The following is a 13,369-nucleotide window of genomic DNA, read 5'->3' as shown; positions in this document are numbered from 1 at the left end:
CGTTCGGAATGTGGTTCACACGACCGCAACGGATTCGTGTGGCCTCTTCCTGGAGGAGGAACGTAATGGCAAGTCATGTTCGCTTGAAACTCCTGGTCGCTTCGCTGGGCATCGCAACCTGCACCGTCGCTTCGGCGGCCACCGAGCAGGCCCTGCGGGCGCAGAGCCTGGGAGCCGTCCCCGCCAGCCAGCTGGCTGCAAAACTCGGCCTCTCGGCCGACAACGCGTTTGTCGCGAAGACCTCGCTACCGACCGTCAAGGGCACGCAGACTGTACGCATGCAGCAGACGTTCAAGGGTGTACCGGTCTTTGGCCGCAGCATCGCCGTGGAGCAGGATGCGCAGGGCAATTCTCTCGTCGCCAATGGCATCGTGACCTCCGACCTTCAGGTCGATCTCGCGTCCGTGACGCCGAAGATCGACGAAGCCCGCGCCATCGCGCTTCTCGGCAAGCAGGCCAAGACACTCGCCGGTGCAGTGGCCAGGCCCGAAAACGCCAAGGCGGATCTGTACGTCTATCCGGGCGATGGCGTTCCCGCGCGCCTGGTTTACCTGACCTCGTTCTTCTCCGGCGGAGATCATCCGACCCGTCCCACCGCGATCATCGATGCGAATACCGGCGCGATCATCGAGCAGTGGGAAGGCCTGACCTACGCTGAAGTGGATGCAACCGGACCGGGTGGCAACCAGAAGACCGGGCAGTACACCTGGGGTGCCGGCGGCAAGCCGGCGCTGCGTGTGACGCAGTCGGGCAACACCTGCACCGCGCAGAACACCAACGTGAAGACCTACAACCTCAACCACGCCACGTCCGGCGCGGGAACACTGTGGAGCTTCACCTGCTTCAATTCCACCGGCGATGCGGTCAATGGTGCCTATGGCCCGATCAACGACGCCCATCACTTCGGCGGCGTCGTGCACGACATGTACACCGCGTACACCGGCGCCGCGCCGCTGAACCAGGTGCTGATCATGAAGGTGCACTACGGTTCCAGCTATGAGAACGCGTTCTGGGATGGCAGCTCCATGAACTTCGGCGACGGCGCCAGCACGTTCTACCCGCTGGTGGCGCTGGACGTGACGTCGCACGAAATCAGCCATGGCTACACCGAGCAGCACTCCAACCTGACCTATAGCGGTCAGTCGGGCGGCATGAACGAGGCCTATTCGGACATCGCCGGCGAAGCGGCCGAATTCTATGACCGCGGCACCAACGACTTCTTGGTCGGAGCGGACATCGTCAAGGCAAGTGCCGGTATCGGCACCGCGTTGCGCTACATGTGCGACCCGCCGCAGGACGGGGGTTCGATCGGTAATGCAGCCAATTACACGAACGGACTCGACGTGCATTACTCCTCCGGTGTCTACAACAAGGCGTTCTGCCTGTTGGCGAAGACCAGCGGGTGGGGCACGGTCAATGCGTTCAAGGTATTCGCGCGCGCCAACGCCCTGTACTGGACCGCTAGCTCCACCTTCAACAGCGGTTCTTGCGGTGTCGCCAGCGCGGCGACCGACCTGGGGCTTTCGGCAACTGCCGTCGCTGCTGCGTTCACCGGTGTCGGCGTGACGTGCTCGACCGGCGGTGGCGGCGGTGGTACCACGGCGCTGCAGAACGGTGTGGCCAAGACGGGCCTCGCCGGCAGCGCGAGCCAGGAGCTGAGCTACACGGTGGTGGTGGCTGCGGGTGCGCATAACCTGGTCATCAACACGAGCGGTGGCTCGGGTGACGCGGACCTCTACGTGAAGTTCGGTTCCGCACCGACCACGTCGAGCTACAACTGCCGTCCGTACGTTTCGGGTAACGCCGAGTCGTGCTCGTTCGCGACAACGCAGGCCGGCACGTACTACGTGAAAGTCCGTGGTTACACGGCCTTCTCAGGTGTGTCGTTGAAGGCTACCTGGACGCCGTAACCCACGTTGTTGGTTTGACAGAGGGCCCGGCGGAAGCGCCGGGCCCTTTTTTCGAGCGCTTGTCAGGAGGGGACAGGTTAGTGTTGTAAGCATTGGTGAGGGCGATGCACGGGTGGCCCTCACACGGGGTGTCGGGCCCCAGCCAATGGTGGCGACGATGCGCGTCTTCTAGCTTGGTTCGACCGGCGCCACGAGCGTCTTGTCGAAGGAACGCAGTCATGTCGAAGCCCCTCTGTTTGTCTCTTGCCATGGCAACGCTCGGTCTCGCGGCGAGCACGCCTGCGACAGCCGCGAATGAGCCGACGAAGCGCTACATCGTGCACTTCGACGACACCGTCTCCATGCGCGTTGCCGGGGCAGGGCTGACGCGTGCCAGTGCGCAGCGGGGTTCGTCGGTGCGCCATGTGCGCCGTCTTGCGGGAGGTGGCGAGTTGTTCGAACTGTCCGCGCGCGAGGTCGGCGTGTTGGAGAAAACGCCGGGCATCGTTGCCGTCGAAGAAGATCGCGTGGTCACCCTGGCCGCCAACATCATCGATCCACTCTGGCGTCGTCAGTGGTACATGCACGACCCCCGGGTCGGCATCGAGGCGCCTGTGGCATGGAGCGAAACACGAGGCGAAGGCGCCGTCGTAGCGGTGCTGGATTCCGGTGTCACGCCGCATCCCGAACTCGATGGCCAGCTCCTGCCCGGTTACGACTTCATCGCTGATGCGAAGGTGGCGCGTGATGGCGATGGTCGCGATGCGAATCCCGCCGACGAAGGCGACTGGACCGACCCGGGCGACTGTGGGTCGATACGGAGCACGCCGTCGTCATGGCATGGCACGCACGTGACCGGCATTGTCGTTGCGCGCGCAGGCAATCTGCCAGGCATCGTCGGCGTCGCGCCGGAGGCAAAGGTCGTGCCGGTACGTGTCATCGGTCGCTGTGGTGGCCGCTTGTCGGATGTGGCGGACGCCATCGTCTGGGCTTCCGGCGGTGAAGTCGCAGGCGTTCCGCGCCGGGCGCCGGTCGATGTCATCAACCTCAGCCTGCGCATGCCGGGCGCGTGTGGGATGGCGATGGGTCGCGCGATCGCCCAGGCGCGCAGTCGCGGCACTGCCGTGGTGGCCGCGGCGGGCAATGATTCGATCAAGGCCTCCGGCGTATCGCCAGCGAATTGCCCGGGGGTGATCTCGGTCGCCGCCCTTGCGCGGGACGGGAGCATGGCCTGGTACTCGAACTATGGCGACGGGGTGACCGTGGCCGCGCCGGGTTGCTCGCTGGGAGGGCCTGGCGTCGACGATATCCTTTCGTCGGTTGACGCAGGGCAGCGCGGTCGCCAGCGTCCGATATTCAAATACTACGCAGGCACATCGATGGCGGCGCCGCAGGTTGCAGGCCTGGTCGCTCTCATGCGCTCGGTCGATCCGCTTATCGGGGTGGACGAGATCACGGCGCAGCTCATCGACAACGCAAGGCCGCTACCCGGCCCCTGCCCGAAGGGTTGCGGTGCCGGCCTGATCGATGCGGGTGCAACGGTCGACGCGGTGGTGGAAGATCGCATCTTCCACCTGCCGCCATCCTGATCCGGTGAATCAGATCGCTTCGAAGCGATTGGCGTCGCGGTTCTTGCGCACGGTGGCAGGGTCCCAGACGCGGCCGTTCATGGCGATGTACACGCCGTCTTTCAGGGTCTGCACCGCGCCGACGGCGCAGCCGACGTTGAAGACGGCATCCGAGCCCTGGAAACGCGCGGGGTTCAAGGCGCCGGTAAGGACGATGACCTTCCCGGCGATACCCGCCAGTACGCGCGCCGTCTCGACCATCGTATCGGTGCCGTGGGTCACCAGTACATGACGATGCGGTTGCGCCTCGATCGTGCTGCGCATCAGAGCGCGGTCTTCGTCGGTGACATGCAGGCTGTCTTTACGCAGGATCGGGATCACTTCGAACTGGAAGGCGACGCCGAGCTGCTTGAGGATATCCGCAATCTGCGGACTACCGATCTGGTAGTCCGATTTGTCGTCGAAGTAGACCTTGTCGATCGTGCCGCCGGTGGTAACGATGGTGAGCTGCTGCATGTCTGACCTGGGAAGCCGGGTGGAGCGGGGCGGCCATTCTACCTCGTGTCCGGTCTACCTCGTGTCCGGGACGGCCACCGCGTCAGCGGCCGCCGTTCCGCCCCGGGCCCTGGGCGAGGCGTCCGTCGCAAGGAGGGCGTCCTCATCATTTTCCGGAAGGGATAGCCGATCGAGTCCGCGGGCGATGAATCGGCGGCACGCGGCGGCAGGACGAGCGTCACCCTCGGCCTGTGCCCATCGGGCGGAGCGGGTCAGGAGAGCCGCTGCCACCGTGCGAGCCAACGTAAATGCGACGCCGCGTGCGGAGGCTTCCAGCGAGGCGCGATCGGCAACGACGTCGCCAAGCAACGCCTCGGTGGCATCCAGGGCGCCAACGATCACGCCGCGTTCGGCTGCATCGGCCCCGATCAGTTCGTCTATCGCCTGGCGTAGCGGGGCGAGGCCCGCTGCACCGATCGCGCGCAACATGTCCAGCGAGAGGACATTGGTCGTACCCTCCCAGATGGCGTACACCTGCGCATCGCGCAACAGCTGCGGGAGTCCGGTGTCTTCGATGTAGCCGGCGCCACCGAAGCATTCGAGGGCCTCGGAGACGATGCGTATCGACACCTTTGCCGTCCACAACTTGGCAAGCGGCGTCAGCAGGCGGAGCAGGGCGGCTTCGTGTGCCGCGCCTTCGCCGCGCTCGGTGCGGCCCAGCAACTCGGCGACGAAGAAGGTGAGTGAGAACGCCGCTTCGAACTCCGCCTGCATGTCGGCCAGCGTGCGCGCGTGCAACGGCTGGTCGATCAGGCGAGCGCCGAAGGCGCTGCGCCGCGTGGCGTAGTCGCGCGCAAGCGAAATCGCGCGGGCCATGCTGGCGACCGCGCAAACGGCGTTCCACGTCCGGGTGACGTTGAGCATCGGCGCAATCTGGCGTACGCCGTGGTCGAGCGGTCCCACGGGTGTTGCCGGCAGGCCGTCGAGGTGAATTTCGGCGGTTGGTAACTCGTGCGTGCCGAGCTTCTTCTTCAGCCGGTCAATGGTGATGCCGCGCCAGGCACCGCTTTCGTCTTTGGTTTCGACATAGAACAGTGCCAGGGCCGATGTCCCGTGGCCCGCGCCCTCCGGCCTTGCCAGCGCCAGCGCGGCCTCACCCACTACGGCGGAGCTGAACCATTTGCGGCCGTGGAGGCGCCATTGTCCGTCGGTGTCCTGCCGGGCGATGGTTTCGGTCCGGCCGACATCCGAGCCACCCGGCGTTTCCGTCATCCACTGTCCGGAGAGCCAGAAGGTCGAGGCATCGCGACTGAGAAAATGCGGCAGCGCCCGATCGATCAGCGCGGTGTGGCCGGAGGCGCGGATCGCCGTCGCTGCACCGTCGGTCATCGCCAGGGGGCAGCAATAGAACTCGCTGGCAACGTGATAAAGGTAAACGCGGGCGAATTCCTCGACGCGCGCCCAGGGCGATGCGTCGTGGCCGGCCGCGAGTACGGCGTGGCGCGTGGTGATGCCGGGGCCCTCTTCCCAGGCGGGCGTGAGGGCGATGCGATCCACGCGCGCGCCCCATGCGTCCCACGACGTGAGCACCGGCTCCGTACGGGGAGTGCGGCCGCGCCGTTCCCAGGCCATCAGCGCGTAATCGCCCAGCGCGTCGAGGTCGGGGCGCATCGCGTCCAGGCGTCCCGGCGGCAACACGCGACCGAGCCATGCGTTCAGTACGCGATCGGTACGAAACGGATGCGCCAGTCGCGGCGCGTCCTGTAGAAAACCCATCGTGGCATCCTCTCCGTCAGTAGGCAGGGCTAGCCTGCGCCGATGACTTTGGAGGGTCAACGCGGCCGGCGTACCCCTACGCCCAGCGTGCCGATAAGCAGCAGGGTGAGTACCAGCTCGATCACGCCCAGCCAGCGGTCGGGACCGCCGCTCCATGTCTCGGTAACGCCATGGCAGAAATAGAAGAGGGCCAGGACGCCGACCCAGAGCAGGGCGCGGGTCACCCTGGGCAGCGACAACAACGGCAGCAGCAACGGTGGAACCGTCAGCGCGAAGGCGACCCAGGCTGGAATGGAGATGGGCGGATACAGCGAATACCAGACCAGTTGTAGCGCCAATAGCCCGGCCCAGGCGAACAATCCGGTTTTCTGCGTGGTGCTCAGCGGTCCGGTCACGCCGGCGTACCCAGCCGTCGGGCGACATCCGCCAGGCGCTTGCCCAGGGCGCGAGCCAGTTCGCGTTCGTGTTCGCTGATACTGTTGTCGCCGCGGCCGCCGGCCACATGGCTGGCGCCGTAGGGTGTGCCGCCGCTGGTCGTGCTGGTCAGTGCCGGCTCGGTATAGGGAATGCCGACGAGCAGCATCCCGTGATGCAGCAGCGGCAGGGCCATCGTCAGCAAGGTTGCCTCCTGGCCGCCGTGCATCGTGCTGGTCGAGGTGAACAAGGCGGCGGGCTTGCCCGCCAGTGCACCCGACGCCCACTCGGCCCCGGTGGTGTCCAGGAAGTACTTCAGCGGCGCGGCCATGTTGCCGAAGCGTGTCGGGCTGCCCATGGCCATGCCCACGCACTCCACCAGGTCGGCGCGGGAGACGTAGGGCGCGCCTTCGTCCGGCTCCGGTGGCATGGCGATTTCGGTCACCGGCGCCACCGGTGGGACCTGGCGCAGGCGCGCGCGCATGCCAGGCACTTCCTCGATCCCGCGGGCGATGAGGCGAGCGAGCTGGGCCGTGTGGCCGCTACGGCTGTAGTAGAGTACGAGGACGTCGTGGGACATGGATGGGCGCCTGTGCGAAGGCGCTAGTCTCGCAGAACTGCCACACGTTCCCAATGTTTCGGGACAGGATTAAGGACAGACATGCCGCCGCTTCGCTTCGATCGCGACCGCGCCCTGAGTTTCACCCGCTTCACGTGGCTGCGTTTCGTCGACGACAAATGCTTCGAGACGGCCGGCGCGTTGTCGTACACCACGCTCGTCTCGCTCGTGCCGCTGACGGTCGCCGTCTTCGCCATCCTCTCGGCCTTCCCGGTGTTCGCCGAGTGGCGGGGCAGCCTGGCCAACTATGCTTTCCAGAACTTCGTGCCCGCCACCGGCATCAAGATCCAGGAATACATGCTGGCCTTCGCGGACAAGGCCAGCCAGCTGACGGGCATCTCCATCCTGGTCATGCTGTTCAGCGCGGTGTCGATGATGATCAGTATCGAAGATCGCATGAACCGTATCTGGCGCGTACGTAAGCCGCGCGGATGGACCTCGCGTCTTTTGCTCTACTGGGCGGCACTCACGCTGGGTCCCATCCTGGTCGTCGGCGGTCTCGTGCTTACCTCTTACATCACCGCCTTCCCGCTGCTCCATGCGGCGGCGGACCAGATCGCGACGCAGAGCCGGCTGCTCAACTTCCTGCCGTTCGTGATCACCTTCGTCACCCTCGTGCTCATGTACACCATGGTGCCCAACCGCCGGGTCAACTGGCGGCACGCGGGCATCGGCGCCCTGCTCGGTGCGATCCTGTTCGAGATCGCACGCTGGGGCTTCACGCTGTTCATCCGTAACGCGCCGACCTACGAGGAAATCTACGGTGCCCTCGCGGCGATCCCAATCTTCCTGCTGTGGATCTACCTGTCCTGGATCATCGTGATCCTCGGTGCGTCGATCGCCGCATCAATCTCCGCGTTCGAATACACCCTGCCGCAGGAAGCGTTGCCGGAAGGGGCGGAGTTCATCGGCCTGCTGGTGGTGTTGCAGCACTTTGTCGAGGCGCAGCGCGCCGGCGACAGCGTGGATCCTGCCACGGTACGTGTGCGCGCACCGTACCTGCCCTCCAGCGCGATCACCTGCTATTTCGACGACCTCCAGCGCTCCGACATGATCCAGCGCGGCGAAGCGGGCGGCTGGCTGCTTACCCGCAGTCTGGATTGCACCGAACTGCTCCGCGTCTACCGTTGCACGTCCTACCGCCTGCCACTGCATCCGCGCGAGCAGGTGGAGCGGCTGGGCATCTATCTCCCCACCGAGTTGCTCGTGCTGCTCGACCACCTTGCCGCCGCGCTGGACGCGACGCTGGGTGCGCGGCTCGACCAGCTCTTTCCCCCTGCTGTCGTCAACGCCCCCACCGAGGACACCCCCGCATGATTCGCCGCTTTCTCGCCGTCACTGTTGCCGCGCTGGCCTTCACCGGCTCGGCGCTCGCCGCTACGGCTACCACGCCCGAGCTGAAAATCACCACGCTGGACGGCAAGTCGTTCGACCTCGCCGCGCAGCGCGGCAAGTGGGTGATCGTGAATTACTGGGCCACATGGTGCGTGCCCTGCATCAAGGAAATGCCGGATATCTCGGCCTTCGTGAAGAGCCACAAGAACGTCGCGGCGATTGGCCTGGCCTTCGAAGATACCGACGCGAAGGAAATCAGCGCGTTCGTGGCCAAGCACCCGGTCGTGTACCCGATTGCTCAGGTCGATGTCACTGATCCGCCCAAGGCCTTCGAGGCGCCCAAGGGTCTGCCGACGACCTATCTCATCGCGCCGGACGGTACGGTCGCGAAGAAGTTCGTCGGTCCCGTTACCGGGCAGAGCCTCGGCGAGGCCATCAGCAAGGGGAAATAAGATGAAAGCCGCTCGCTTCGTCGTCAGGGGGAAGGTGCAGGGCGTGTTCTTTCGTGCTTCGGCGCGGGAGCATGCAAAGGCGCTCAAGCTCACCGGCCACGCCCGCAACCTGCTGGATGGCAGTGTCGAGGTGGTCGTCTACGGCGAGGCGGCGGCCATCGACAAGCTGGAGGTATGGCTGCACGACGGCCCCGACTCGGCCGAGGTCAATGAGCTCTACCGCGAAGACCTCGGCGCACACGACGCGCCATCGGACTTCATTACCCGGTAAAACCTCGCCCCACCGGTAAAATCTCGGGCGACATAGCTGTTGTGGGAGCCGGAAGTCAGCCCAGAACGGGCGGATGTCAACCCGGAACGGGCAGAAGTCAGTCCGTGGGGCCGGTCGCGTTCGCCGGCCTTGCCAGCAGCGTCACCGGTAGCGTCTCGCCGTCGGAAAGCTTGAAGGTCACGACAAGCTTGTCGCCGGGCTTCACCGGATGCTTCGCGTCCATCAGCATCACGTGGTAGCCGCCCGGCGAAAACGCCACCGTTCCCTTTGGCGGCAGCGGAACACTGTCGACCATTTCCATGCGGCCCATGCCGCCGTCCGTGCTGCTGCGATGGATCATCGCGTCGGCATAGTCCGGCGATGACGCGCCCACGATCGACACGGCGCGATCGGACACGTTTTCGAAGCTCACATAACCGCCGGCAGGCAGGCTGCCTGGAAGCACACGGAGCCAGCCGTTGCTGGCCTTGACCGTGGGAGAATCCGTGGCATTGGCTACACCGGCAACGAGCAGCAGGGCGATCGCAAGCGAGCGTAACGTCACGACTGTGCTCCCAGGGAAGTAAGGAGGTGCAGGTCGTGCACCATGTCGTCCTGTGAAGCGGACGGTGTCGCCAGCAGACGGGCCTTCCCCGCGGCGTCGAAGAAATAGATGGCCGAGCTGTGGCTGACGTCGTACACGCCATTGCCGCGGTCCGGCTCTCGCGTGAAGGCGGAGCGATAGCGCTTGGCAAGTGCTTCGACGTCGGCGTCCGAACCGACCAGGCCGACGGCGCGCTTGTCGAAGGCATTGACATAGGCGTGCATGATCTCGGGCGTATCCCGCTTGGGATCGACGCTGACGAAGAGGATGCGAACGTTGTCGGCCGACGGTCCCAGGCGATCCAGCACCACGTGCAACTGGGTCAGTGTCAGCGGGCATACATCGGGGCAATGGGTGTAGCCGAAGTACATCAGCGTGACCTTGCCCTTGAAGTCCGCGCCGGTCACGGCCTTGCCGTTGTCATCGGTCAGCCGGAAGTCGAGATCGGGCAGGTGGCCGGATACATCGGTCAGCTTCCACTCCGGTTGTGGCTGGCGTTGGCAGCCGCCCACACCGACAAGGGCGATCAGGATCAGCAAGGCCCACAGGACCCGGCGGGAGAACGAAGGCTTCATGCGACACTCCGCGACATATCCCGCGAAGGATACGCCACCTGTGCCGGCGTTCAGGCACTTCATTCCACGGGAACCCTCCGGATGCGACAACCTGTCAGCGGCACCCAGGCCCTTCTCGTCGGTATCGCCGGCGCGTCGGCGGTCGCCCTCGGTGCCTTCGGTGCCCATGCCCTGCGCGGGGTGGTGGACGACCACGGGCTGGAGATCTGGCATACGGGCGTGGAATACCATTTCTGGCACGCGCTGGCGTTGTTCGCCGCGGCGATCGGGTTGCCGCCGGGGCGAGCGAAGTCCGTGGCGATGACCTTGTTCGCGGTGGGTATCGTCCTGTTCTCGGGAAGTCTGTATGCGCTCGCGCTGGGGGCGCCCCGGCTGGTGGGCCTGGTGACGCCGGTGGGCGGAGTGGCGTTTATCGTTGGGTGGGTGGCGGTTGGGTTGTCGTTGCGCGCAGAGCATCGCCGCTGAAGCGGCTCCCACATAAGGCGAGGGCGCGCTTCCTGTGGGAGCCGCTTCAGCGGCGATGCTCTGCGTGACTATCGGATCCGATCAATTGGACCCCTTGCCGCCCCCTGCGCTGGACGTAATTCCCGAGGGCATCGGCAAGTCCATCAGGTTCGACGCCGCGATCGCCCGGTCGATCGTGATGTGCCCTAGGGTGCTCATCGCCGCGAAGAACCGCCAGGGGTCGCCGTTACCGATGCCCAGCGCGATATGGGTCGAATCGAATCGCCGTTGCGCCGAGTCGAAGCTGATCCATCGTCCGTTGATGAACGCCTGCGTCCAGGCGTGCGGAATAAATACCCGCGTCGCGCCTCCCATGCGTTCCGCATAGACGATGCCGGTGACCACGCGCGTCGGTATGCCCAACGATCGCGCCAGCGCCGTAAGCAGTACCGCGTGCTCGGTGCAGTCGCCGTTGCGGCTCTCCATGGTTTCCAGTGCCGACGCATAGCCCACGTCGAGGCCCTTCCTGGATATGTAATCGGAAACATAGGAGCGGAGGCGGCGCATGCGCTGGAGGTCGTTCGCCGCGTCACCGGTGATCTGCTTCGCGAACGCCCGGATCTGCGGCGAATCCGACTGCACCCAGGCGTTCGCTGCGGTGTCTTCGGGTGAGGGGCTGGCTTCATCGGTGGTCATGTGGCCGAAGCCCACGTCGATGATGTAGACACCGTCGCCCAGGGAGCTCACGCGTTGCTCGTCGGTGTCGACGAAGGGTTGCGGGAAGTTGCCACGCACCGTGACCGTGTAGCGCACCGCAGCGGCACGCAGCCCCATCACCATGGGCCGTGGCGACTGGATCATGGCGGCGCGGAGGAGGTCGACGTCCTGGTCGGGTGCCTTGGCGCAGGCCTCGCTGCACGCGGCCATTTCCAGGCGGAAACCCAGCAGCGGCGAGATGCCGCGGCGTATATAGCCCTGGTTGTCTATCCAGATGTCGACACTGTGGTCGCCGGTGACGCCGACGAGGGACTCGCGCAGGTGGTGAAGTGTCTCCTTGCGGTCGTCCGGCATGTCGATGATTTCGTCGCCGACCACGAGTACCTGGACGTTCGCCACCTGTTGCTTCACGGCATCGAAGTTGCGGATCTGGTAGGTGGTGCCCTGTTTGAAGCCCTGGGCGACCATGGTCAGTCGCTGCCCTTCGGCCAGCGAGGCGCCGGTCGGCCAGATCAGCAGGTTGACCTTGGACTGGCCACCGACGGTGTTGGCCACCTGGAAGGCGCCGTCGTTGCGCACCTCGCCCTGGACGAGGTTCTGCTGCGCCGACATGTTGGTGCTGGCATAGAACGCCAGCGGCGCGCCCAGCGGGGATTCCACGGCCTTGATCCGGGTTTCGAGCAGGATCGGGGTGTGCACGCGGGTCAGGCGGAAGTTGAGCACCTGGGTGGTGGTCACCTTGTCGTCCGCCTGGTCGCGGTCGATCTGGAGGTTTCCTACCTTGCGACCGTCGAGGAGAACGGTCATCCAGCGCTGATCCGCCAGGGCCGAATTGGCGGTCAGACACAACAGTACGGCGACGGCGGCAAGACGACGTCTCATGAGCGTACTTCCGGATTGTTGGGGACATCTGCATGACAGCACTTTCGTGGCTGGAGTCAAGTACCCCATTGGTCGTGGTCCGGCCCGGTAGAATGGGGGCTTCGATCCCACCCGGACCCGCCCCATGACCAGCTTCGGCACCCCGCATTCCCCCAACGCCCTCAAGGTGCTTCTGCTGGGGTCCGGCGAGCTTGGCAAGGAGGTCGCCATCGAGCTGCAGCGTTTCGCGGTCGAGGTCATCGCGGTGGACCGCTACCCGAATGCGCCGGCCATGCAGGTGGCTCATCGTAGTCACGTGATCGACATGCTCGACGGCGCGGCCCTGCGTCGGCTGATCGAAGAAGAGAAACCGCATCTGGTCGTCCCCGAGATCGAGGCGATCCACACGCAGACCCTCATCGAGATGGAAAAGGAAGGCCTCAAGGTCATCCCCACCGCGAAAGCCGCGTGGCTCACCATGGATCGCGAGGGCATCCGGCGCCTCGCTGCGGAAACACTCGGGTTGCCGACCTCGCCGTATCGTTTCTGCGATACGCACGAGGAGTTCCTCGCTGCCATCGCCACGCTCGGCACGCCCTGCGTCGTCAAACCGGTGATGAGCTCGTCGGGCAAGGGGCAGAGCGTCGTGCGTAAGCCGGACGATGCCGATGCCGCCTGGGAATACGCACAGTCCGGCGGTCGCGCCGGACGGGGTCGCGTCATCGTCGAGGGCTTCATCGATTTCGACTACGAAATCACGTTGCTCACCGTGCGTCACCGTGACGGCGTGTCGTTCTGCGCACCGATCGGCCACCGCCAGGAAGACGGCGATTACCGCGAATCGTGGCAGCCGCAACCGATGAGCGATAAGGCACGCGCATCGGCCGAGCAGCAGGCCGACGCGATCACGGCCGCCCTCGGCGGTTGGGGCGTTTTCGGCGTGGAATTCTTCGTGCGCGGCGACGAGGTCATTTTTTCCGAGGTGAGCCCGCGTCCCCACGACACCGGCCTGGTCACCCTGATTTCGCAGGATCTTTCCGAATTCGCCTTGCATGCACGTGCGATTCTCGGCCTGCCCGTGCCGGAAATTCACGTCTTCGCTCCGGCGGCGTCCTGCGCCGTGCTGGTCGAGGGGGAGGGCACGGCGCCGACGTATCACGGCATTGCCGACGCCCTGGCCGAAACCGGCACGATGTTGCGGATCTTCGGTAAGCCGGAGGTGCGTGGGCGTCGTCGCATGGCCGTCACGCTTGCTCGTGGTGCGACGGTCGAAGAGGCGCTGGAGAAAGCCAAGCGTGCGGCGAGCCGCATCCGCGTCGAGCTTTGAACGGGCGTTCACACCCCGATGTTAAGCTGCTGCGCTCCTAGGG

The 13,369-nt window shown here is 65.4% G+C and carries 14 protein-coding genes; 7 read left to right on the top strand and 7 right to left on the bottom strand.

Features of this window, described 5'->3' with window-relative positions; translation table 11 throughout:
* Positions 1–65 precede the first annotated feature (65 nt).
* Entirely contained in the window at positions 66–1,910 is a 1,845-nt protein-coding gene (locus ACVWWJ_RS17885; protein ID WP_159896329.1) for a M4 family metallopeptidase, read from the top strand.
* 218 nt (positions 1,911–2,128) lie between these two features.
* Positions 2,129–3,478: a S8 family serine peptidase gene (locus tag ACVWWJ_RS17880; RefSeq protein WP_456968945.1), complete on the top strand. Its 1,350-nt coding sequence runs from the start codon at positions 2,129–2,131 to the stop codon at positions 3,476–3,478.
* A gap of 9 nt (positions 3,479–3,487) precedes the next feature.
* Here ACVWWJ_RS17880 and ACVWWJ_RS17875 read toward each other — a convergent pair whose 3' ends face one another.
* Genes ACVWWJ_RS17875 through wrbA form a run of 4 tightly spaced genes read right to left on the bottom strand, consistent with a single transcriptional unit; the run spans position 3,488 to position 6,722 of the window.
* Positions 3,488–3,973, bottom strand: coding sequence for an asparaginase domain-containing protein (locus ACVWWJ_RS17875; RefSeq protein ID WP_159896325.1), 486 nt, complete (start codon positions 3,971–3,973; stop codon positions 3,488–3,490).
* Positions 3,974–4,027: 54 nt separating this feature from the next.
* On the bottom strand, positions 4,028–5,728 hold the full coding sequence (locus ACVWWJ_RS17870) for an acyl-CoA dehydrogenase family protein (RefSeq protein ID WP_456968944.1): 1,701 nt from the start codon (positions 5,726–5,728) through the stop codon (positions 4,028–4,030).
* Positions 5,729–5,784: 56 nt separating this feature from the next.
* Positions 5,785–6,123, bottom strand: coding sequence for a DUF2069 domain-containing protein (locus ACVWWJ_RS17865; protein ID WP_456968943.1), 339 nt, complete (start codon positions 6,121–6,123; stop codon positions 5,785–5,787).
* Entirely contained in the window at positions 6,120–6,722 is a 603-nt protein-coding gene (gene wrbA, locus ACVWWJ_RS17860; RefSeq protein WP_159897073.1) for an NAD(P)H:quinone oxidoreductase, read from the bottom strand. Before wrbA ends, ACVWWJ_RS17865 begins: the two co-directional genes overlap by 4 nt.
* 81 nt (positions 6,723–6,803) lie before the next feature.
* Here wrbA and ACVWWJ_RS17855 point away from each other — a divergent pair, with 81 nt between their 5' ends.
* The 3 genes from ACVWWJ_RS17855 to ACVWWJ_RS17845 are packed head-to-tail and all read left to right on the top strand — an operon-like array spanning position 6,804 to position 8,819.
* Complete coding sequence (locus ACVWWJ_RS17855; RefSeq protein ID WP_159897071.1) at positions 6,804–8,078, top strand: YihY family inner membrane protein; 1,275 nt, start codon at positions 6,804–6,806, stop codon at positions 8,076–8,078.
* Complete coding sequence (locus ACVWWJ_RS17850; RefSeq protein WP_456968942.1) at positions 8,075–8,548, top strand: TlpA family protein disulfide reductase; 474 nt, start codon at positions 8,075–8,077, stop codon at positions 8,546–8,548. The genes ACVWWJ_RS17855 and ACVWWJ_RS17850 overlap by 4 nt, the downstream gene beginning before the upstream one ends.
* A gap of 1 nt (position 8,549) precedes the next feature.
* A complete protein-coding gene (locus tag ACVWWJ_RS17845) occupies positions 8,550–8,819 on the top strand; it encodes an acylphosphatase (RefSeq protein ID WP_159897067.1) in 270 nt (89 codons plus the stop codon).
* 97 nt (positions 8,820–8,916) lie between these two features.
* Here the strand turns inward: ACVWWJ_RS17845 and ACVWWJ_RS17840 are convergent, their stop codons facing one another.
* Entirely contained in the window at positions 8,917–9,363 is a 447-nt protein-coding gene (locus ACVWWJ_RS17840) for a copper chaperone PCu(A)C (protein WP_456968941.1), read from the bottom strand.
* Positions 9,360–9,977 (bottom strand): SCO family protein, encoded by a 618-nt coding sequence (locus ACVWWJ_RS17835; RefSeq protein WP_159897063.1) that lies wholly within the window; start codon positions 9,975–9,977, stop codon positions 9,360–9,362. Before ACVWWJ_RS17835 ends, ACVWWJ_RS17840 begins: the two co-directional genes overlap by 4 nt.
* An 81-nt stretch (positions 9,978–10,058) precedes the next feature.
* On the opposite strand from ACVWWJ_RS17835, the gene ACVWWJ_RS17830 reads away from it, so the two are divergent.
* Positions 10,059–10,442: a DUF423 domain-containing protein gene (locus ACVWWJ_RS17830; protein ID WP_456968940.1), complete on the top strand. Its 384-nt coding sequence runs from the start codon at positions 10,059–10,061 to the stop codon at positions 10,440–10,442.
* Between the two features lie 81 nt (positions 10,443–10,523).
* Here ACVWWJ_RS17830 and ACVWWJ_RS17825 read toward each other — a convergent pair whose 3' ends face one another.
* The gene (locus ACVWWJ_RS17825) at positions 10,524–12,020 is read right to left on the bottom strand and encodes a transglutaminase-like domain-containing protein (RefSeq protein ID WP_456968939.1); all 1,497 of its coding nucleotides are present in this window, start codon (positions 12,018–12,020) and stop codon (positions 10,524–10,526) included.
* Positions 12,021–12,144: 124 nt separating this feature from the next.
* Between ACVWWJ_RS17825 and purT the strand changes: the two genes are divergently transcribed.
* On the top strand, positions 12,145–13,326 hold the full coding sequence (purT, locus tag ACVWWJ_RS17820) for a formate-dependent phosphoribosylglycinamide formyltransferase (protein ID WP_456968938.1): 1,182 nt from the start codon (positions 12,145–12,147) through the stop codon (positions 13,324–13,326).
* Positions 13,327–13,369 lie beyond the last annotated feature (43 nt).

It is taken from the genome of Luteibacter sp. HA06 (assembly GCF_054061215.1).
This window is presented reverse-complemented; position numbering and strand designations above follow the sequence as displayed.